Raw genomic sequence first — 21862 nt, forward strand, 5'->3', positions numbered from 1 at the left:
AAGGCGAAGCGGCGTATATTGGTAAGCGAAGATCGCATACGAAACGCATACAGAAGGAGAGGCAGCAATGAAATCCACCCTGATAAAAACCGCCCTGGCTGGCCTGTTCGCGCTGGCCACCGGCGCCGCCTCGGCGGGCGTGACCGTCAATTACATCGAGTCCGACAAGTTCGCTGACCTGCCATTTGCCCCATGGGAGCGCAAGCAGGTGCTGGAAGAACTGAGCACGTATTTCACCAAGCTTGGCGAGAAACTGCCTGCGGGTCAGGACCTGGTGATCGAAGTGACCGACATCGATCTGGCCGGCCGTGAGTACCCGAATGTCAGCAACGGGCGCGATCTGCGCATCCTGAAAGGCACGGCCGACTGGCCGATCATCAACCTGCGCTATTCGCTGACGCAGAACGGGCAGGTGCTCAAGGGCGGCGATGCACGCCTGGCCGACATGAACTACATGCAGCGCATCGGCCGCTTCAGCGATAACGACAGCCTGCGCGCCGAAAAGCGCATGATCGATGAGTGGTTCGACGCAACGATCATCGGCAAGAAGCGCGGCGGTTAAGCCATTTTTATCGCGCGTGTAAAAAAACGGCGCCCTGCGGGGCGCCGTTTTATTGTGGTCTAGTCGACCCGGTTGACACGCTCGAACCTGGCGCGAAAGTCGTCCGGCATCGGGCATACCCGGCCCGCCTTGTAGTCGTAGAACACAAAGCCGGTCTTGGCCATGGCGATCAGCTTTTCGTCGCGCGGCCGCGTGATGCGGTAGATCAGGTCGCCGCCATACTTGTTGAAGTCCATGACGCCCACGTCGAACAGCAGCTCATCTCGGCGATGCGCCTCGGCGCGGTAGATGGTGGCCAGGTCGGTGACGATGATGCCAGGGCCATCGAGGCTGGTTTCCGGCACGCCGAACTCGAACAGGAAGCGCGATCTGGCCTCGGACACCATCGCGATCATCGATTCATTGCCGACATGATTCGCCGCATTGATGTCGGTGGCTCGCACCGTGAGCACGGTCGAAAAGTAGAACTGGTCGTCGGGAAAGTCGAGTTGTACGCGGGGCATGGGCCATCCTGTTAATGGGCGGGATAGATGGACAGGATACAGGACGGCGCACGCATACTGCGCCGCTCCGACCGCGGGTGATGCGGAAGTTAGACCTTCGCTTCCACGCCCGGCGTTGCCGAGCGCGTCAGGAAGGCCTGCGTGACTTGCGGCAGGTGCTCCAGCAGCCAGGCTGCCATTGCCTTTTCTTGCACCAGGATCTGTTCGCACGAAGCGGCAGTGGCGCTGTCGCCAGCCGCCTTGGCCGCTGCGATCAGCGACGTGTAGGTGGCGATTTCGAGGTTCTCGAACACGTAGCCGGCCATCGCGCCCTTGACCACTTCATCGCTGACGGTCATGCCGCCAACAGCCTGACCAAATGCCATCAGCTTGGCGCCGATATCCTTGACCACTGAATTGCTGATGTCACGGCGCGCCAGGATCTCGTCCAGCACGCCACGCTGCCAGCGCGTTTCTTCGATGTGCTGGACGATGCGCGCGCGCAGTTCCGGATAGTGCTCGAGGCGGTCCGCCTGCGCGTTGAGCATCTTGTCTGCCTGCTCTTCCATTGCATGAGCGTCACGTAGCCAGTCGTTCAGATTGTCGTCGATTGCAGTTGCCATGAAATTCTCCGCTGGTGAATAGGTGCAACCAGAATGGCAGAATTGATGGGTACTGTTTGTTAGGTATGACACATTTGCGCGTCACTCCTTAACAAAAAACGATCAGCGTGCCGGGACCGGCGCGCGTGTCCGTGTTTTTGCGACGACGCCGGCCGGATCGATCAGCACGACAAACTCGGCAAACTGGCCAGCGCCCGCCGGCGACTGGTAGACCCAGGTTTCGAAACCGCTGTCGAAGCGCACGTTTTTCGTCGGCCCGAACGCGGCCAGCAATTGCGCCCTGGTGGTCTGCCCGGCCACGACAGTCTGTTGCAGCCGCTCGGCCGGCACTTGCGCGCCGGGTGGCGCGGCATTCTGCGTGGCGCAGCCAGCCAGCAGCGCGGCGCACAGGATCAGAGTTGCTTTCATGGCGTCACCCCGGCTGGCGCATCAACCATGTACGTGAATTCGACGAGCGTGTCGTCCGGCCAGCTGGCATCCCACAACGGCACGTAATAGGTGCGGTCGAGCAGCACCTGGCAATCGCAGAACGGCAGCATGTCGGGCGTCTGGTCGCCGCCCGCGTACAGCATCGAAAACGGCAGCGTTTCACTGCGTTCACCGGCGCGCAGCGTGACCGCGAAGATCGGGCGCTCGGCGAAGAACAGGTAATTGCCATCCGGGCTCGTGCAGACGCCTTCAGGCGAGTCGAGCGCATCCGAGATCCAGCCGAACAGCGGCGAGCTGTTGGAGACGAGGCCGGCTTCCTTGCCCACGCGGCATTCCAGGCGTAGATCGCCCAGGCGGCGCGTGCCGGCCGGGACGCCCGGCGTTTCGATGCGTGCGCGCCAGGTCATGCTGGCGGTCTTGCGACTGGCAAGCACGGCAGCGTCTTCCTGCAAGGCTTGCGCGTTGCGCGGCAGGACAAAGAAATTGTTCTCATCGACGGGGACGGGCACCGATACCGTATCGCCCGCCACGCGCAGCGTGACGCCGCGCATGTCGACGTTCGGCAGGCGCGGCAGCAACTGGAAGCGCAGGGAGGCGTTCGGCGCGAAGGCGCGCTCGCGCTCGAAGCGTTCCATGCCGCGGATCATTTTGCGGTATGACTTGTCGACCGGGTCGCGGGTGGACTTGACGGTGACGGTGCTCTGGCCGGCGGCCTGCGCCGGCAGGCCTGCAGCCGCAGCCATGAACAGGCCGCTCATGGCCAGTCCGGCAACGACACGGACGATGGACGGCCGCATCAACCGATTACCAATACCGCACGCGGCCGGTATCCATGTGGACGAACTGCGAGCTGGCGTAATAGCCGACGCCGCCGCCCTGGAGCGACATGGCCGCCTTTTGCAGGTTGCGCAGATCGGTGCCCGGCAGGCGGATGTCGATAGCCTTGCCTTCCATGTGCAGGCTGCGTTTGGCGACGCCGCCGCTGCCATGGCCACGCAGGAACGCATTCGATTCCGGCGCGCGGTAGCCCGAAATGATGTGCAATTCCTTGCTGTTGCCAAGCTTGCCATTGAGCTGGCCCAGCAGCAGCAGCAGTTCCGGATCGATGTCCGCAATCTTGTTGGTGCGGTGGTCGCGCAGCACCTTGTTGATGTCGCCCAGCGCATCAGGGATGAACTCGCCTTGCGCCCAGAACGTGCTCGTCAGCTTTTCACCCGTGTGCGTATTGTAGAAACGCAGACAGCAATCGCCGGTGGCAATCGATGAATTTTTGGCAAGGGTAGGAAGGCTGAGGGAGGATGCTGCGAGGAGGAGACCGCTTTTGAGGATGGTACGTCGTTGAATCATTGAAGGGAGTCCTTGCGCTGGTTCAGTGAGCAATCGATGATACGCCATTTGCCGCAATCGTGCAGACAATGTACAGAAAATCGCGACATTTCAGCTACGATGTCAAGTATTTAACTGTTTTTGAGAGATTTGCGTATGCTGACGCCGGCAAGCCGGTTGGGACCGGCGCGGCCCAAGCGCAGCTCGACCGTCTGGCCAGAATCTACAGCCACAGTCCCCACTCTGTGCAGAGCCTGGCGCTCGATCTGAAAAACCGGCCATGTCGAACACGGCTCGCGCCACGGCGATTCCATGCGCCATGCGTCACGCGCGATGCGCCGCGCATGGTTTGTCGCTCCGCGAGACATGCATACGCTGTTTTGTTTGTTGACTAAGTGAAACGTGCCTAGAATGGTTCTTTCCCGACCCATTCAGGAGGCGCAGCATGGCAGTTCTCGTTCGTCGCACCACTTACCTCGCGGCAGCGCTTGCGCTGATGTTCGGCGTGTCCACAGTACAGGCCGCACCGAAGGCCGCGCCTGCCGCCCCCGCCAGCACGCCCGACATTCCGATCCCGGACATCAAGTACACCAAGTTCACGCTGAAAAACGGCTTGACCGTGCTGGTGCACGAAGACCGCAAGACGCCGGTGGTGGCCGTCAATACCTGGTATCACGTCGGCTCGAAGAACGAGCAGCGGGGCAAGACCGGTTTTGCGCACCTGTTCGAACACCTGATGTTCAGCGGCAGCGACAACTTCAAGAAGACTTACCTGAATGCGATGGAGCAGGTCGGCGCGACTGATCTGAACGGCACCACCAGCCAGGACCGCACGAATTACTTCCAGAACGTGCCGACCTCGATGCTCGACTACGCGCTGTTCGCCGAGAGCGACCGCATGGGTTATCTGCTGGGCACGGTCGACAAGACGAAACTCGATATCCAGCGCGGCGTCGTGCAGAACGAAAAGCGCCAGGGCGAGAACCAGCCCTACGGCATCGCCTACGAGCTGCTGGTCGAAAACACCTATCCGGTCGGCCACCCGTATTCCTGGACCGTGATCGGCAAGATGGCCGATCTCGATGCGGCCTCGATGACGGACGTGCAGGACTGGTTCAAGCAGAACTACGGCCCGAACAACACGGTACTGGTGCTGTCGGGTGATATCTCGCCGGAAGAAGCGCGCAAGAAAGTCGAGCAATACTACGGCGCGATTCCGCCAGGCCCGCCGCTTGCCAAGCACGATGCCTGGATCGCCAAGCGCACCGGCACGCACCGCACGCTGGCGCAGGACCGCGTACCGCAAACGCGCATCTACCGTACCTGGAACGTACCGGGCGCGAACACGCCCGAAGAAGCGCTGCTCGACCTGGGCGCGCGCGTGCTGGGCGGCGGCAAAACGTCGCGCCTGTACAAGCGCCTGGTCTACAAGGATCAACTGGCCACCAGCGCGACCGCAAGCGACGATGCATCCGAGATTGGCGGGCAGTTCGACCTGACGCTGACGGCCCGTCCCGGCGCCGACGTCAAAAAGATGGAGCAGGCTGCCGACGACGAACTGCGCGCGCTGATGAAGAGCGGCCCGACAGACGCCGAGCTGCGCCTGGCCAAGACCACGATCCTGGCGCAGTACACGCGCATGATCGAGCGCGTCGGCGGCTTCGGCGGCAAGAGCGACCTGCTGGCCTCGTGCCAGACCTTCACCGGCAATCCGGACTGCTATAAGGTCTATTTGCAGCGCATCAAGGACGCGACGCCCGCCACGGTGAAAAAGGCGATGAACGACTGGCTCAGCGACGGCGACTACGTGCTGCAGATCGATCCGTTCCCGACCGGCCTGGCCGCCACCGATACGGGGCTCGATCGCAGCAAGGAACCGGTCGCCGGCAAGGCGATGTCCCTCAAATTGCCGCCGATGCACCGCATCACGCTGTCCAACGGCCTGAAGGTGGTACTGGCCGAGCGCCATGAAGCGCCGGTCGTCAACCTGCAGATGATGGTCGACAGCGGTTACGCCGCGGACAGCGCCGCCTTGCCGGGCGTGGCCAGCCTTACGCTGCGCATGCTCGAAGAAGGCACGGCCACGCGCAAGTCGCTCGAGATCGGCGAAGAACTCGAACGCCTGGGCGCGACCTTTGGCGCCAGCATCAATCTCGATGGCGCCTTTGTCGGCATGAATGCGCTCAAGGCGACGCTGCCGCAGGCGCTCGGCCTGTACGCGGACCTGGTGCGCAATCCGGCGTTCCCGCAGAACGAATTCGCGCGCCTGCAGAAAGACCGCCTGGCCGCGATCGCACGCGAGAAGGTCGATCCGCAGGGCATCGCGCTGCGCGTCGTGCCGGCGCTGATGTACGGCCAGGGCCACGTGTATGCGCGCACCGCCAACGGCACCGAGGATGCCGTGGGCCGCATGACCCGGGGCGACCTGGCCAATTACCATGCAACGTGGTTCAAGCCGAACAACGCGACGCTGCTGGTCGTGGGCGACACGACGCTGGCCGAGATCACGCCGATGCTCGAGAAAACCTTCGGCGGCTGGAAGGGCGGCGAGGTGCCGAAGAAAGTGATCGCCACCGTGCCCGCACCAGGCAAGCCCCTCGTGTACCTGATCGACCGGCCGGGCGCGCTGCAAAGCGTGATTGTCGGCGCGCAACTGGCGCCGCCGCGCAACAGCCCCGAGTCGCTGCCGCTGGAAATCGTCAACGACGTGTTCGGCGGCACCTTCAGCTCGCGCATCAACATGAACCTGCGTGAAGACAAGCACTGGTCGTATGGCGTACGCAGCCTGGTGCAGCCGGCCGTTGGCCAGCGTACGTTCATGAGCATCTCGCCGGTACAGACCGACAAGACCGGCGACGCGCTCAAGGAACTGGTGCGCGAATACAAGGGCGTGGCAGGTGAGCGCCAGATCACCGGCGCCGAGCTGAAATTCGCGCAGGACAACCGCACGCTGCGCCTGCCGGGCAGCTTCGAGACAGCCGGCCAGCTGGGCGGCGCCTACACGACCATCCTGCAATATGGCTTACCGGACGACTACTACAACACCTACACCGAGAAGGCGCTGGCGCTCACGCCGGAGCAGGCCAATACCCTGGCCGCGCGCAGCTTCCTGACCGATCGCCTGGTGTGGGTTGTGGTGGGGGACATGAGCAAGGTCGAGAAGGACGTGCGCACGCTGAACCTGGGCGAGGTGCGCCGCATCGATGCGGATGGCAAGGCGTTGTAATCACGTGGTACGAACGTAAAAAAGCCCACCCGGCACGCGCCGGGTGGGCTTTTTTATCGTTGCAACATCAGCGCTGGGGTCAGCTGTTGCGCCGGATGTCGGCCGTGATTTCGTACGCATGCAGGCGGGCGGCGTGGTCGTAGATCTGCGACGTGATCATCATCTCGTCCGGCTTGGTCTTCTCGATGAACGCGTGCAGCTGGGCGGCCACAGTGTCGCGCGAGCCGATCGCCGAGCAGGCCAGTACGCTGTCGAGCATCATGCGCTCGGGCGTGTCCAGCGCCTCCAGGTAGCCGCTGACCGGCGGCTTGAGTTTGCCTGGATTGCCCGTGCGCAGCGCGACAAACGCCTGCTGCATCGAGGTGGCCAGCAGATGCGCTTCTTCGTCGGTATCGGCCGCGAACACATTGAAACCAAGCATCACGTACGGCTCGGCCAGCTGCGCCGATGGACGGAAGTTACTGCGGTACATGTCAATCGCCTGCATCATCATCTGCGGTGCGAAGTGCGACGCAAATGCATACGGCAGGCCGAGGTGCGCCGCCAGTTGCGCGCCGAACAGGCTCGAACCGAGAATCCACAGCGGCACGTCCAGGCCAGCGCCCGGCACGGCCAGCACCTGCCGGCGGCTCGAGCCGGCGAAGTAATCCATCAGTTCCACGACGTCCTGCGGGAACTCGTCGGCGTCCGACGCCAGGTTGCGGCGCAGCGCGCGCGCCGTGGTATGGTCGGAGCCAGGCGCGCGGCCCAGGCCCAGGTCGATCCGGCCCGGATGAAGCGAGGCGAGCGTGCCGAATTGTTCGGCGATCACGAGCGGTGAATGATTCGGCAGCATGATGCCGCCGGCGCCCACGCGGATCGTGGACGTGCCGGCCGCCACATGGGCGATCAGAACCGCAGTAGCGGCGCTCGCAATGCCTGGCATGCCGTGGTGTTCGGCGAGCCAGTAACGGTTGTAACCCCAGCGCTCGCCATGCTGGGCGAGGTCGAGGGAGCTTTTGAAGGAAGTTGCCGCATCGCTGCCTTGAACGATCGGCGAGAGGTCGAGTATCGATAAAGGGATCATGGAACAATGATACGCCGATGCGAAAAAACGCGTGCAAGGGTGCCCAAAACTGCACCGGCCGCTTGTCAATACGACATGTCGCCATGAGCGTGCAACATGGCTTCAACGCGCATCATCTGGCCGCAATCGACGCTGCGATCGGCACTGCCGTCGCGGCCTGTTTGCTGCCCGGCGCCGTGTACTGGCTCGAACGCGGCGCCGCGCATGCCGAGCGCGCGTACGGGCGACTCGACTTCGGGCCGGCGGCAGCGCCCGTCACCCTCGACACCGTGTTTGACGTCGCCTCGCTGACGAAAGTACTGGTCACGGCGCCGGCGATCCTGCTGCTGCACGAGGCCGGCCAGATCGACCTCGAAGCGCCGCTGCTGCGCTACCTGCCCGACTGCGCGGGCGGCGGCAAGGACGCGATCACGGTGCGCCAGTTGTTGACGCATACGTCGGGCTTGCTGGCTGGGTTGCCGGCAAGTCCCGCGTGGGAGGGCAGGGAGGCGGCGTTGCTGCTGGCCTCGCTCGAACGCGTGACGCATGTGCCGGGTAGTGCCTTTCGCTATTCGGACATCAATTACATCCTGCTTGGCCTGATCATCGAACGCGTGGCTGGCATGCCGCTCGATGCGTTTGCCGAGAAACATCTCTTTGCGCCACTGGGCATGCAGGACACCGGCTATCGGCCGCTGGCGCGCGGCGACGGGCGGACGATCGCGCCCACCCAGCGTGGCGCGGTGGATGCAAACGCGGTGCTGTCGAAAGCGCAGCGTGGCCTGGCGCCTGGCGCCGTGCTGCAAGGCCAGGTGCATGATCCGACCGTGCGCCGGATGGGCGGCGTGGCCGGCTCGGCCGGTGTATTTTCGACCGCGCGGGATATCGCACGCTTTGCCCGCATGCTGCTTGCGGGCGGTGAACTCGATGGCGTGCGCGTGCTGCATCCCGACAGCGTGCGCCTGCTGTGCACCGCCCAGTCGCCACCAGGCATTGCTGCACTGCGCGGCATGGGCATGGACATCGATTCGCCATTTGCACGCCGGCCGCGGGGCCGGCATTACCGGCTCGGCAGCTACGGGCACACGGGCTTTACCGGCTGCATCCTGTGGATCGATCCGCAGTCGCAAAGCTTTTATATCTTCCTGTCCAACCGGGTCTATCCGGATGACCGCAACAGCATCCTGCCGCTCTACGCCGAGCTCGGAACGCTGTCGGCAGAAGCCGTATTATCAGCTCAACAATAAACGAAAAAATGCGTGCAATTGCGCGCAAAATAGATGACGTTGGGCGACGATTAATATTTCCGCGCGGTACTGTGCGCGCCCATATCTGCTGTCGACCTACACTGAACGCCTGACTTGACGCACTGATGTGTCGAGTACGCACTACAAAACATATTCAGGAGAACACCATGAACAAGCTACTCAAAGGAATGATCGGCGCATCGATGACGGTTGCCATGCTGGGTGCTACTGCAGTCCATGCACAAACGAGCACCACGGCAGGCGCGACGGGCCGCACGGCAACCGGCACCACTGGCACCGGCATGGCAGGCACGTCGGGCCAGGTCGGTAGCCAGACCGGCAGCAGCATGCAGGATGCAACGGGCCGCTCGTCGATGAGCGCCACCGGCACCAGCAGCATGAACCAGCAAAACGATCGCCGCAGCAGCACCAGCCCGATGACCGGCACCACCGGCTCGGCAGGCGTGGTTGACAGTCGCGCAGGCACGGTCGGCACCACAGGCCGCACTGGCACCACGGGCGTCACCGGCAGCACCAGCGGCGCAATGGGTAACAGCGGTATGACCGGCACGACCGGCAGCGCCACCGGTACCAGCGGCACCACCGGCGTGACGGGCAGCACCACCGGCGCGGCTGGCACCACCGGTATGACCGGCTCGATGGGCACGGGTACCAGCGGCGCAGCAGGCACGGGCGCGACGGGCACCACCGGAACGGGTACGACTGGCACCGGCGCCACGGGGACTACTGGTACCGGTACCACCGGCAGCACCGGCCGCGGTTATTGATAACACCAGCAATGCGTCAGCAATAAGGGTGGTTTAGCCGCCACCAATACAACACCGGCCCCGCGCCGGTGTTGTCGTTTTGTCTGTGGTATCCACGCCGCATCCGTTGTCAATATTATGGAGCGGGTGATTTTCCACGAAGGTTGTGGCGTACCATTCATAATTATTGCCTTACGGAACTAATTATGATGCACCCCGACGCGCCGCAGGAGATGCTGGCCCCCAGCGCCATGAAGCTCTCCGAGCTGATTGGCGCGTTGAGCTATGCGCTCGACATCACCGAAGGCCAGCCGGCTGGCCACTGCGTGCGCTGCTGCTGGATCGGGATGCATATCGGCCGTGTCGCGGGCCTGAACGACGATCAGTTGTGGGAGTTGTATTACACGCTGCTGCTGAAAGACCTTGGCTGCAGCAGCAATGCCGCCCGCATTTGCGAGCTGTACCTGACGGACGATCTCGACTTCAAGCGCAGCTTCAAGACGGTGGGCGACAGCCTGCCGCAGGTACTCGGTTTCGTGCTCAAGCACACGGGCCTCAAAGCAGGCCTGGCCGAACGGTTCCGCAGCGTGATGACCATCCTGCGCGATGGCCCCGAGATCGCGCAGGGCCTGATCGCCACCCGCTGCCAGCGCGGCGCCGACATCGCGCGCCTGCTGCGCTTCCCGGAGGGCGTGGCCGAAGGCATTTATTCGCTCGATGAACACGTGAATGGCAAGGGCAAACCGGCCCAGCTCGTGGGCGACGCGATCCCCGTGTATGCGCGCATTGCGCTGCTTGCGCAAGTGATCGACGTGTTCCACACCGATGGCGGGCGCGAGGCTGCGCTGCACGAAGCGACCGCGCGCGCCGGCAGCTGGTTCGATCCGCGGCTGGTCGCGGCGTTCGAGCAGGTCGCGCTGGAGGATGCCTTCTGGCGCAAGCTGGCCGCGCCCGACCTGGACCGCGCCGTGTTCGCACTGGAGCCCGCCGGCCACGAAGTCGCGCTCGACGAAGACTACCTCGACGATATCGCCACCGCCTTCGGCCAGGTGGTCGACGCCAAGAGCCCGTACACGAGCGGCCACAGCGCACGCGTGGCGCTGTACACCGACATGATCGGCGAGGCGCTTGGGCTGTCGGCGCAGCGGCGCCGCTGGCTCAAGCGTGGCGCGCTGCTGCACGATGTCGGCAAGCTGGGCGTGAGCAACAGCGTGCTCGACAAGGCAGGCTCGCTCGACCGCGACGAATGGACCGCCGTGCGCCAGCACGCCGAGTACACCGAAACGATCCTGGGCCGCATCGCGGCGTTTGCCGAACTGGCGTCGATTGCCGGCGCCCACCACGAGCGCCTTGACGGCAATGGCTATCCGCGCGGCCTGCATGCCGACGACATCCGCCTCGAGACGCGCATCATCACCACCGCCGACATTTTTGATGCCATCACCGCCGAGCGCCCGTACCGCGGCGCGATCCCGATCCCGCAGGCGCTCGAGATGATGGAAAAGACCGTGGGCACCGCGCTCGATCCGGCCTGCTTCGATGCGCTCAAACGCGGGTTGGCGCTGGTCCCGTTCCCGTCGCCCTGAATCTGCTGCTATGTTCCCTGCCACACTCACATGTCAGTGTGATGAATTCCTCTTCCGGATAGCAAGATTTGACAAACATGGCATCCCGGATGCCACCACAATGCGCTCACTGAGAGCCTGTCCGGATTGCTTGGGACTGGCTCCAACACCCGATGGCCAACCTGGTTTGGAGCGCACATGAATGAGTTGAAGGCACGGCAGTATCAGCGGACCGCGATCGCAGCGGCGGTGACAATCCTGGCGATGAGCGGGGCGGGCGCGCAGGAAGCGCCGGTACTGGCGCCGCAGACTGTGGTGGTGACGGGCGTGCGCGCCGCGCTTGAACAGTCGCTGCGCCAGAAGCGCGACAGCGACGCCGTCGTCGAGGTGGTCACGGCCGAAGACATCGGCAAGATGCCCGATAAAAACGTGGCCGACGCCATCCAGCGCCTGCCTGGTGTGAACACGCAATCGTCTGCCGGCGGCGAAGGCGGCTTTGGCGAGAACGACCGCGTCAGCCTGCGCGGCACCAGCCCGAGCCTGCAGCAGACGCTGTTCAACGGCCACGCGATCAGCACCGGCGACTGGTTCGTGCTGAACCAGATCGGCGGCAATGTCGGCCGCTCCAGCAGCTTTTCGCTGTTGCCGTCCGAGCTGGTCGGCTCGATCGTGGTCCAGAAAAGCCCCACCGCCGATTTGGTCGAAGGCGGCGTCTCCGGTGCCATCAACGTCATCACGCGCCGCCCGCTCGATTTCCGCCAGCAGCTCACCGTCGAAGGCTCGGTCCAGGCCAACTACAATGATTTGTCCGGCGAGACCAAGCCGCATCTGTCGGGCCTCGTGAACTGGAAGAACGCCGCCAACACGGCCGGCATCCTGATCCAGGGGTTCTCCGAAAAATCATCCGTGCGGCGCGATGGCCAGGAAATCCTCGGCTACACCCCGATCAGTGCGACCAGCGCGGCGGCGCTCGCCAACCCGGCGCTGGCCGGCGTGGTCGTGCCGACCTTCATCGGCGCTGCGCTGTTCGAGCAGGAGAAGAAGCGCGAAGGCGGCGCCTTCGACGTCGAGGTGCGTCCGAACCGCGACCTGACGCTGGACGTCAACGGCTTTTATTCGAAGCTCGAAGCGCCGCACCAGAACACCAACTGGCTGGCCGCGCCGGCCAACTCGATCAATAGCCTGAACCTGATTCCACTGAACCCGGTCGTGCGCAACAACACGCTGGTGGGGGCCGGGTTCACGCGCAACGCGGGCGAGGTCGATAATATCTATCGTCCGGATGCGGGCGGCGAATCGTGGTACCTGGACTTCAACGGCAAGTGGCGCGTCAACGAGCGCTTCTCGCTCTCGGGCAAGCTTGGCAAGACCCACGGCGTGGGCTGGGACCGCGACGACGTCTACTACCAGAACAATGTCGATGGTGGCATGGTGTACGGCTTGAACGGCCTGTCGCCGGCATCGGTCAGCTACCCCGGCGGCAACACGGTCTCGCCCGGCTCGACCGCCTGGGCCGGCGGCGGCGAATCGCAGTCGGTGGACAAGGAACAGTACGCGCAGGTCGATGGCGAGCTGCGCCTGGACAATCCGACCTTCCAGGCCGTGCGCTTTGGCGCGCGCTGGACCGACCACCAGCGCAATGCCGAGCATCCGCTGGAAACCCGGCCCGGCCCGCTGGGCTTTACCAATCCGGGCCCGGCCTGGAACGGCCAGCTGTACCCGAGCGACTTCGCCAATGACCTGGGCGGCAATCTGGCGTCGAACTACTTCAAGTACGACGGCGCAGCATTGGGCGCCTGGGGCGCGATCCCCGGCAACCGTCTGCTCGACTACGTCCTGCGCCATAACTGGATGAACGAATTCGAAGTGGGTGAGAAGACGGCGGCGCTGTACGGCATGGTCGACTTCGGCGGCGACGGCTGGAGCGGCAATGTCGGCCTGCGCGCCGTCGAGACGCGCCAGAACACGATCGTCAATCTGCCGGGCGGCCCGGCGCCGATCACCGGTTCGGCCTTTGGCGCCTACACGCCGACGACGTTCAAGCGCACCTACCGCGACTACCTGCCAAGCGCCAACCTGAAGTACAACGTGACGCCCGACCTGGTCCTGCGCACGGCGCTGGCCAAGACCATCGCGCGCCCCGACTACAGCGCGCTGGGCGGCTCGGTGTCACTCAACGACGACGCGCTGAGCGGCAACGGCGGCAACGTCAACCTCGAACCGGTGCGCTCGACCAACTTCGACATCGGCGCCGAATGGTATTACGCACCGAAAGCGCTGCTGTCGGCGGGCCTGTTCTACATGGACCTGCGCTCGATCGTGGCGCAGGGCACGTCGACCGGCACCTATTACAACAACAAGCGCAGCACGCTGACCGAATACCAGATCACGTCGCCGTACAACACGAGCGGGCGCAATCGCGGGGTGGAGCTGAGCTGGCAGCAGCCGGTGGCGCGTGACTTCGGCTTCCTGGTCAACTACACGTTCGCCGATGGTGAACTCGACGATGGTGGTGAACTGATCAACTCGTCGCGCAACACCTACAACGTGACCGGCTACTTCGAGAATGAACGCTTCTCGGCGCGCCTGGCCTACAACTGGCGCTCGAAGTACAAAGCCGGCGTGGACCGTGGCGCGAGCCAGCACGTGGACGACATGCCGTCGCTGGCCGGCTCGATCAACGTCAAGCTGAGCGAACGCTTCACGCTTACGTTCGACGCGCTCAATCTCACCAACGAGACCATCAAGATGTACGCCGAAAACGAGGACCGGCCACGCGCCTTCTACTCGAACGGCCGTACCTTCTACCTCGGCCTGCGCGGCAAGCTGTAATCAGCCCAGGGGTGGCTTCGGCCGCCCCGCCTTCACCTGGACACCCATGACGGACCGATCCGATGGCGGCCCGGCGATCCACATCGCCTGGGAATGCCTGAGCAATTTCATACGCGACGACGCGTTTGCCGCGCGCCTCGTGCTGCGCAACGATGGCGCCTCCCCCATCGCGCCCGGCTGGACGCTGTGCTTCAACACCTGCCGCAAGATCCTGGCCGAGACCGTCAGCGCCGGCTACGCCATCGCGCACGTCAATGGCGACCTGTTCGCGCTGTCGATGCCGGGGGGCGATGCCTGGTTGCCGGGGCAGACGCACACGCTCGACTACGAGGCGCTGCACTGGGCGATCAGCATCACCGATGCGCCGCTGGGCTTTTTCCTGGTGCCGGGGCAGGGCGGGGCGGCCGTCGATCTGGGCGACCCGGTCATTGCGCCGTTCGTACGGCCCGAGCAACGGCACCGCAACCGGGGCGACGCGGTGCCTACCGCCGATGCGGCCTGGCGTTTTGCGCAGAATGCGGCGTTGTCGTACCTGCCCGAGGACGAGGTCGGACGCATCACGCCGCGTCCACGCTCGGCGCGATTCAAGGGCGGCCAGTACCAGCTGGGACGCGACGCGGCGGTCGTGCATGGAGCAGGGCTGGACAATGAAGTGCGCTTCCTGCGCGCGTTGCTGGCCGACCTGCCGTCGGGCGAGGGCGCGGTGACGCTCGCCATCGGACCGGTGACTGAAGCCGGCGATGAAGCGTATTCGCTCGACATCGACGATCAGGGTGTGGTGCTCAGGGGCGCCAGTGCGCACGGCGTCTTCAACGGCCTGCAAAGCCTGGCGCAGCTGGTCTCGCCCGATGGCGCGCTGCCGCTGGGCGCGGTGCAGGATGCGCCGCGCTACGCCTATCGGGGCATGATGCTCGACGTTGCCCGCCACTTTTCCAGCGTCGACACCGTGCTGCGCCTGCTCGACTGCATGGCCGCGTATAAACTCAACCGCTTCCATTTTCACCTGACCGACGACGAGGGCTGGCGCCTGGCGATTGCCGCCTTGCCAGAACTCACCGCCATTGGCGCGCAGCGTGGCGTTGGCGCTTGTTTACCACCGTCGTTCGGCTCCGGCGCCGCCGTCGCTGCATCCAGCGGCAGCGGGTTTTATACGGCCGACGAGTTCGTCACGATCCTGCGCCATGCGAAAGCGCGCCACATCGACGTCATCCCCGAATTCAATCTGCCGGGCCACGCGCGTGCGGCGGTCGAAGCGATGCGCGTACGCCATGCGCGCCTGATGGCAGCGGGCGACCTTGCCGGCGCCGACGAATACCTGCTCAGCGACCCGGCCGACACGTCGGCCTACGAATCGGTGCAGCTGTGGCATGACAACGTGATGTGCATTGCGCTGCCATCGGTCGACCGCTTTATCGACACCGTCGTCGCCGAGGTGGCTGCGCTGTACCGCGCAGCAGAGGTGCCGCTGCAGGTGCTGCACACCGGTGGCGACGAAGTGCCTGGCGGCGCCTGGATCGGTTCGCCCGTCTGCCAGGCCAGCATGCGCGCGCATGGCTGGACGGATGTGCGCGAGTTGCGCGACGACTTCCAGGCGCGCTGCCGCGCGATCCTGGCGCGTCACGGCATTGCCTTTGCGGGCTGGGAAGAAACGGCGCTGACGCCGCGCGCCGATGGCGTGCTGGCGCCCGACCGGCGCCAGGCCGGGCGCGACTTCCATGTCTACGTCTGGAACAACGGCGGCTTGCCGCACGAACGCGATTGCGCCACCGAACTGGCTGCAGCCGGTTTCAACGTCGTGCTGGCCAATGCCACGAGTTTGTATTTCGATTTCGCACACGCCAAGCATCCGCTGGAACCGGGCTACTACTGGGCCGGTTTCGTCGGCACGCGCGATGCATTCGATCTGGCGCCGAGTGCCGGCGTCACGGGCCTGCAAGGGCAGCTATGGGGCGAGAACGTGTGCTCGCGCGCGCGGCTCGAGTATCTCGCCATGCCGCGCCTGCTCGGCCTGGCCGAACGCGCGTGGTCGCCACAGGACACGAATCCCGACTGGAATGAATTCGCCAACCGACTCGGCCGGCGCGAATTGCCGCGTCTGGACCGGCAGGGCTGGCACTACCGCCTGCCGCCGCCGGGCGCCCGCGTGGAGAACGGCATGCTGCAGGCGAATACCGCCTTTCCCGGCCTGGGCCTGCATTACACTGTCGATGGCCGCGACCCGGACGCGGGCAGCCCCCGTTACGTTCACCCGGTGCCGCTGCACGGCGCAGGCGTCGTGAAACTGGCCAGCATCGACACGCACGGTCGCGTGAGCCGCATCGTCACCCTACATCTGGAATCGCCATGAACGAGACGCTGGTCGCTGCTCCGGTCCACCATGCGCCACGGCGCCATCCGCTGTCGTGGGTGCCCACGCTGTACCTGGCGCAGGGCTTGCCGTTCTATGCGGTGGCGCTGGTCGCCGGCCAGATGCTCAAGAGCATGGGCGTGCCGAACGACCAGATCGCCCGCTGGACGGGCCTGCTCGGTCTGGCCTGGGCCTTCAAGGCGCTGTGGAGTCCGTTCCTGGAACTGGCCCCGAGCCGGCGCATGGCCGTCGTTACCTGCCAGATTTTTGGCGGCGCCTGCCTGGCCCTGGTCGCGCTGGCCCTGCAACTGCCGATGTGGTTTGCCCTGTGCCTCGCGCTGCTGGCGATCGTGTCGCTGGCCTCGAGCACCCACGACATCGTTGCCGACGGCATCTATATCAGCAGCCTGACAGCGCGCGAGCAGGCGGCGTATGCCGGCTGGCAGGGCGCTTTCTTCAACGCCGCCAAGTTCCTCTCGCTCGGCGGTCTCTTGATCCTGGCGGGCGAGCTCGAGGAACGCTTTGGCATCGCTTCCGCCTGGACCGTCGTGTTCCTGCTGCTTGGTGGCCTGATGGTGACACTGGGCCTGTACCACTGGCACGCGCTGCCGGCCACGCCCAAGCTCGCGGGGCGGATCCGTCATGCGCGCGACGTCAAGGCCACCCTGGTCGACGTGTTCAAGACGTTCTTTGCCAAGCGGGGGATCTGGATGGCGATCCTGTTCATCATCCTGTTTCGCGCCGGGGAAGGGCAGATCCAGTCGATCGGCCCGCTGTTCCTGCGCGACGCGCGCGAGGCTGGCGGCCTGGGCTTGACCACCGCGCAGGTGGGTTGGGTGTACGGCACGGTTGGCACCGCCGCCTTTTTGATCGGCAGCATCGCGGGCGGCTACTTCACGGCCTGGCTGGGCCTCAAGCGCGCGCTGCCGCTCTTGATTCTGGCGATGAACGTGCCCAATGCGGTGTTCTGGTACCTGAGCGACGCGCAGCCTGTCTCGATGCCGCTGATCGTCAGTGCGCTGGGGCTCGAGATGTTTGGCTACGGCTTCGGTTTTGTCGGCGTGATCCTGTTCATCATGCAGGTGGTCGCCAGCGGTCCGTACCAGGCGGCGCACTACGCGTTGGGGACCGGCTTCATGCAACTGGGTTTTGTGCTGTTTCGCACGATCAGCGGCGACATCCAGCAGGCGCTGGGTTATCGGGATTTCTTTCTGTGGGTGCTGGTGGCGGCGCTGCCGGTGCTGGTGCTGAGCCGCTTCATGCGCATCGAGGCGCCCGATAACGCGGTGGAGAACAACTAGCGCCGCTTGACCGGCAGGGCCAGCCAGCCCTGCCACCCGCCATCGTCGGTGCGCGCAACCTTCTGGACATGGGGCCGCGTTGCATCGAGCCGCCACACGCTCTGGTGTTCAAGCCAGTCTTCGTACATCGCCCGAAAGCGCGGCCACTCGCCGTGAAATTCAAGGATCGCCACCATTCCGGCCGGCAGCACGCGCAGTCCCAGGCCCGGGTCGGCCAGCACGCCGGCGTCGAAGCCGAAGTCATAGCAGTATTCGCGCTCGCCCGTAAACCCCGGATCTTCGTCGAATACGCCGTACCACGGCGCCCCGCGTGGGATGCCGGCGCTTTCCTGTGCGCAGATGAAGGCATTGCAGGCCAGCGACAGCGCCGCGCCGGACTGGCCAAAGAAGCGCTGGTAGCGCAGCTGCACGGCCGGTAACTGGCGCAGCGTGACGCGCGCGGCAACGCTGCCAGGCGCGGGCGCGCAATAAGGGGCGTTCAGCGCGGTGAGTTCGCCCGGCTCGGCGACAAAGAAACTGACATCGCTTTCGCGCCCGACCTGGGCATCCATATAGATGCGCCAGCCGCCGTCGCGCCAGGATTTGGCCGGCATGCCGAACTGCTGGCGGAAGGCCTTGGCGAACGCTGCATTGGACGGAAAGCCGCAATCCTGCGCAATGCGCCCGACTGGCACGTCCGGTTCATGGCGCAGCAGGTGGGCGGCGCGGCGCAGGCGCCGCTTGCGCTGGTATTCCACCGCCGAAAAGCCGGTCAGTTCACGAAAGATGCGGTCGAAGTGGTAGCTCGAATAGCTGGCCGATGCGGCCAGGCTGCCCAGGGCCAGCGGATCGCCGACCGAATCGAGCATCAGGTCCATGACTTCGTACAGGCGCGACAGACGCGACACCGACACCCGGGGCGCCACGCAGGCGGCAGCAGGTGACATGCGGTGCGTAAGGGCGGCGTGGGCGGCGTGGGTCAGTGGCATATCGAAGATCGTCATGACAGCGTTGATGAATTATGCGACCAAACCCGCTGCCGTGGCGAACTATGTGTAGCCTGAAAAATACAGAAATGGCACGTATGGACAGGTAACACGGGAGAATTGTTGCGCCGCAGCAAGTTAGCAATTGATTTACAATTGCGTGGTCATTTAACTATCACAACGCCCCGCGCGTTCTGTCTCTGGAGAAATTATGCAGACAGCATTATCGGCGGGCTTCATCCTCGCCATTGTTCTGTGGGGTGTCATTTCGCCCGACACCATGGGCCCGGTCTTCGACACCGCGCTTGCTACCGTCACCCGCAATTTTGGCTGGTTCTACCTCTGGGTGGTTCTCGGCATGGTGGTCTTTGTTGCCTTCCTGGCGTTCAGCCGTTACGGCAACCTGAAACTCGGCGGTGATGACGACGAGCCGGAATTCGCGCTCGGCAGCTGGTTCTCGATGCTGTTTGCCGCCGGCATGGGCATCGGCCTCGTGTTCTTTGGCGTGGCCGAGCCGATCTCGCACTACATCGAAGCGCCGCCCGGCACCGTGTCGAACACGCCGGAAGCAGCGGGCGCCGCCATGCGCTATACCTTCTTCCATTGGGGCATTCACCCGTGGGCCGTGTACAGCGCCGTGGCGCTGGCCATCGCCTTCTTCCAGTACCGGCGCGGCGGTGTCGCCCTGGTCAGCACTGTAACGGACGCGCTGCCGTGGCCGATCGTCAAGCACATGGGCGGGTTTTTCAACGGGCTGGCCGTGGTCGCGACCGCCTTTGGCGTGGCAGCCTCGCTTGGCGTGGGAGCGCTGCAGATCAACAACGGCCTGAACACCGTGTTCGGCGTGCAAGTGAGCGAGGCGTCGCAGATCGGCATCATCGTGCTGGCTACCGTGATGTTCCTGGGTTCGGCCGTCAGCGGCGTCACGCGCGGCGTCAAGATCCTTTCGAACGCCAACATGACTCTGGCGGCGCTGCTGGCGCTGGCCGTGTTCATCCTCGGCCCGACCGTGGCGATCATCGACACGCTGACCAGCACGCTGGGCAACTACGTTACCGAATTCGTCCGCATGAGCCTGCGCGCGACGCCGTTCCGCGACAGCACCTGGGTCGGCAGCTGGACCATCTTCTACTGGGCCTGGTGGATTTCATGGTCGCCATTCGTGGGCCTGTTCATCGCCCGCGTCTCGCGTGGCCGCACGATCCGTGAATTCATCCTGGGCACGATGCTGGCGCCGACGCTGGCGGCGTTCATCTGGTTCTCGATCTTTGGCGGCACCGCGCTGCACATGCAGATCTGGCAGCAGATCCCGATTGCCGACGCCGTGCGCGCCGATACGGCCACTGCGCTGTTCGCGATGTTCGACGCCATGCCATTCGGCATGCTGATGTCGGGCGTGGCCACGATCCTGGTGCTGGTGTTCTTTGTTACGTCGGGCGATTCGGCGGTGCTGGTGCTGGGCATGATGAGCAGCGGTGGCAATCCGAATCCGTCGACCCGCAGCAAGCTGCTGTGGGGTGGCCTGATCGCCGGTATTGCGATCAGCCTGTTGCTGGCAGGGGGTCTGAAGGCGCTGCAGACAGCGACCATCGTGTTTGCCGTGCCGTTCTCTCTGGTGATTATCCTGATGCTGATCTCGCTCTGGCGTGGGGTGCGCGAAGACTGGACAGCGCACGAGAAACAGGAACGCGAACTGCGCCGCCGCGTGCGCCAGATCGTCGAAAAGTAAGCGTTCATCTCGTACGACACGTACGGCCAGCCGCAGCTGCGGGCTGGCCGTTTTTTTTAGGCGCTGAGGCTCTGGCGCGCTGTCAAATTTCCTCCCGTTATCGACTCAGCGCGCTGACGCGCAATGTCACGTAGGCGCATGCGCCGCTGCCGCCCGGTCTGTGACCTGGCGAACAGAGCATCAATCGTGCGGCTCCCAAAGTAGATGTTTTATTCACTGAACGCCTCACGAAGGGAACCCAATGAAAGCACTTGTCTACAACGGACCATGCGATGTCCAGATCAAGAACGTGCCGGACGCCACGATCGAGAAGCCGACCGATGTGCTGGTGCGCATCACGACCACCAACATCTGCGGCTCTGACCTGCACATGTATGAAGGTCGCACCAGCATGGAAACGGGCCGCATTCTCGGTCACGAGAACATGGGTGAAGTCATCGCCGTCGGCAAGGCCGTCGACCGCGTCAAGGTCGGCGACATGGTCTGCCTGCCATTCAATATCGGTTGCGGCTTTTGCGAAAGCTGCGAGCGCGGCCTGACCGGTTTTTGCCTGACCTGCAATCCGGGCAGCGCGGGCGCGGCCTACGGCTTTGCCGGCATGGGTCCGTACAGCGGTGGCCAGGCTGAACTGCTGCGCGTGCCATATGGCGACTTCAATTGCCTGGTGCTGCCAAAGGATGCGCAGGAAAAGGAAAACGATTACGTGATGCTGTCGGATATTTTCCCGACCGGCTATCACGCGACCGAACTGGCGCAGATGAAGCCGGGCGACTCGGTAGCCATCTATGGCGCCGGTCCGGTGGGCCTGATGGCGGCGATGTCGGCGTTCCTCAAGGGTGCAAGCCGCGTGTTCGTGGTCGACCCGAACAAGGACCGCCTGGCGCTGGCCGAGAAGATGGGCGCGATCGGCATCAATGACATCGAAGGCGATGGCGCGGCGCAGATCAAGGAACTGACGGACGGCCAGGGCGCCGACTGCGGTTGCGAATGCGTGGGCTACCAGTGCTGCGACAAGCACGGCAAGGAAGTGCCAAACCTGACCATGAACAATCTGGTTGAAGCGGTCAAGCCAACCGGCGGTATCGGTGTAGTCGGCGTGTTCCTGCCGGAAGATCCGGGTGCGAAGGACGAGCTGGCCAAGGAAGGCAAGCTGGCGTTCGACTACGGCAAATTGTGGTTCAAGGGCCAGCGCATCGGCAATGGCCAGGCCAACGTCAAGGCGTACAACCGCAGCCTCGCCAAGCTGATCCACGCCGGCCGCGCCAAGCCGTCGCAGATCATCTCGCATGAGCTGTCGCTGGACGAAGCGCCGCACGCCTACAAGAAGTTCGATGAGCGTGCTGATGGCTGGACCAAGGTGATTCTCAAGCCGGGCCAGTAAGTTGCAACGTGAACCGGGGCGTCCCGGTTCACGTC

At 64.3% G+C, this 21862-nt stretch carries 17 protein-coding genes; 10 read left to right on the forward strand and 7 right to left on the reverse strand.

Annotated elements, in window-relative coordinates; translation table 11 throughout:
- The first annotated feature begins 67 nt into the window (after positions 1-67).
- Positions 68-562: a DUF3016 domain-containing protein gene (locus ACZ0AJ_RS22440; RefSeq protein ID WP_499456581.1), complete on the forward strand. Its 495-nt coding sequence runs from the start codon at positions 68-70 to the stop codon at positions 560-562.
- A 59-nt stretch (positions 563-621) separates the two neighbouring features.
- On the opposite strand, the gene ACZ0AJ_RS22445 is transcribed toward ACZ0AJ_RS22440, so the two are convergent.
- The 5 genes from ACZ0AJ_RS22445 to mepK all read right to left on the reverse strand — a co-directional run bounded on the left by ACZ0AJ_RS22445 (position 622) and on the right by mepK (position 3443).
- Positions 622-1065, reverse strand: coding sequence for a thioesterase family protein (locus tag ACZ0AJ_RS22445; RefSeq protein WP_499456582.1), 444 nt, complete (start codon positions 1063-1065; stop codon positions 622-624).
- Between the two features lie 89 nt (positions 1066-1154).
- On the reverse strand, positions 1155-1667 hold the full coding sequence (locus ACZ0AJ_RS22450; RefSeq protein ID WP_258837317.1) for a ferritin-like domain-containing protein: 513 nt from the start codon (positions 1665-1667) through the stop codon (positions 1155-1157).
- Between the two features lie 102 nt (positions 1668-1769).
- Positions 1770-2075, reverse strand: coding sequence for a hypothetical protein (locus ACZ0AJ_RS22455; RefSeq protein WP_499456585.1), 306 nt, complete (start codon positions 2073-2075; stop codon positions 1770-1772).
- Positions 2072-2893, reverse strand: coding sequence for a hypothetical protein (locus ACZ0AJ_RS22460; protein ID WP_499456586.1), 822 nt, complete (start codon positions 2891-2893; stop codon positions 2072-2074). Before ACZ0AJ_RS22460 ends, ACZ0AJ_RS22455 begins: the two co-directional genes overlap by 4 nt.
- Positions 2894-2900: 7 nt before the next feature.
- On the reverse strand, positions 2901-3443 hold the full coding sequence (gene mepK / locus ACZ0AJ_RS22465) for a peptidoglycan L,D-endopeptidase MepK (RefSeq protein ID WP_499456587.1): 543 nt from the start codon (positions 3441-3443) through the stop codon (positions 2901-2903).
- Between the two features lie 424 nt (positions 3444-3867).
- Between mepK and ACZ0AJ_RS22470 the strand changes: the two genes are divergently transcribed.
- Positions 3868-6648: a M16 family metallopeptidase gene (locus ACZ0AJ_RS22470; protein ID WP_499456588.1), complete on the forward strand. Its 2781-nt coding sequence runs from the start codon at positions 3868-3870 to the stop codon at positions 6646-6648.
- 79 nt (positions 6649-6727) lie between these two features.
- Here the strand turns inward: ACZ0AJ_RS22470 and ACZ0AJ_RS22475 are convergent, their stop codons facing one another.
- Entirely contained in the window at positions 6728-7714 is a 987-nt protein-coding gene (locus ACZ0AJ_RS22475) for an LLM class flavin-dependent oxidoreductase (RefSeq protein WP_499456590.1), read from the reverse strand.
- Positions 7715-7797: 83 nt separating this feature from the next.
- Here ACZ0AJ_RS22475 and ACZ0AJ_RS22480 point away from each other — a divergent pair, with 83 nt between their 5' ends.
- The 6 genes from ACZ0AJ_RS22480 to ACZ0AJ_RS22505 all read left to right on the forward strand — a co-directional run bounded on the left by ACZ0AJ_RS22480 (position 7798) and on the right by ACZ0AJ_RS22505 (position 17752).
- A complete protein-coding gene (locus ACZ0AJ_RS22480) occupies positions 7798-8940 on the forward strand; it encodes a serine hydrolase domain-containing protein (RefSeq protein WP_499456592.1) in 1143 nt (380 codons plus the stop codon).
- Positions 8941-9107: 167 nt separating this feature from the next.
- Complete coding sequence (locus ACZ0AJ_RS22485; protein ID WP_499456593.1) at positions 9108-9728, forward strand: hypothetical protein; 621 nt, start codon at positions 9108-9110, stop codon at positions 9726-9728.
- Positions 9729-9913: 185 nt separating this feature from the next.
- Complete coding sequence (locus ACZ0AJ_RS22490; protein ID WP_499456594.1) at positions 9914-11293, forward strand: HD-GYP domain-containing protein; 1380 nt, start codon at positions 9914-9916, stop codon at positions 11291-11293.
- 177 nt (positions 11294-11470) lie between these two features.
- Positions 11471-14104 carry a TonB-dependent receptor gene (locus tag ACZ0AJ_RS22495; RefSeq protein ID WP_499456596.1) on the forward strand — a complete coding sequence of 878 codons (2634 nt, stop codon included), beginning with the start codon at positions 11471-11473 and terminating at the stop codon, positions 14102-14104.
- Positions 14105-14150: 46 nt separating this feature from the next.
- Positions 14151-16451, forward strand: a complete 2301-nt coding sequence (locus tag ACZ0AJ_RS22500) for a family 20 glycosylhydrolase (RefSeq protein ID WP_499456597.1) — start codon at positions 14151-14153, stop codon at positions 16449-16451.
- Positions 16448-17752 (forward strand): MFS transporter, encoded by a 1305-nt coding sequence (locus ACZ0AJ_RS22505; protein WP_499456599.1) that lies wholly within the window; start codon positions 16448-16450, stop codon positions 17750-17752. Before ACZ0AJ_RS22500 ends, ACZ0AJ_RS22505 begins: the two co-directional genes overlap by 4 nt.
- Here the strand turns inward: ACZ0AJ_RS22505 and ACZ0AJ_RS22510 are convergent.
- Positions 17749-18735 (reverse strand): helix-turn-helix domain-containing protein, encoded by a 987-nt coding sequence (locus ACZ0AJ_RS22510; RefSeq protein ID WP_499456600.1) that lies wholly within the window; start codon positions 18733-18735, stop codon positions 17749-17751. The two genes, ACZ0AJ_RS22505 and ACZ0AJ_RS22510, sit on opposite strands and share 4 nt — an antisense overlap.
- A gap of 193 nt (positions 18736-18928) precedes the next feature.
- On the opposite strand from ACZ0AJ_RS22510, the gene ACZ0AJ_RS22515 reads away from it, so the two are divergent.
- Positions 18929-20446 carry a BCCT family transporter gene (locus tag ACZ0AJ_RS22515; RefSeq protein ID WP_499456601.1) on the forward strand — a complete coding sequence of 506 codons (1518 nt, stop codon included), beginning with the start codon at positions 18929-18931 and terminating at the stop codon, positions 20444-20446.
- A gap of 241 nt (positions 20447-20687) precedes the next feature.
- A complete protein-coding gene (locus ACZ0AJ_RS22520; RefSeq protein WP_183553909.1) occupies positions 20688-21827 on the forward strand; it encodes a glutathione-independent formaldehyde dehydrogenase in 1140 nt (379 codons plus the stop codon).
- The last annotated feature ends 35 nt before the right edge of the window (positions 21828-21862 follow it).

It is taken from the genome of Telluria sp. AC161, assembly GCF_979258535.1.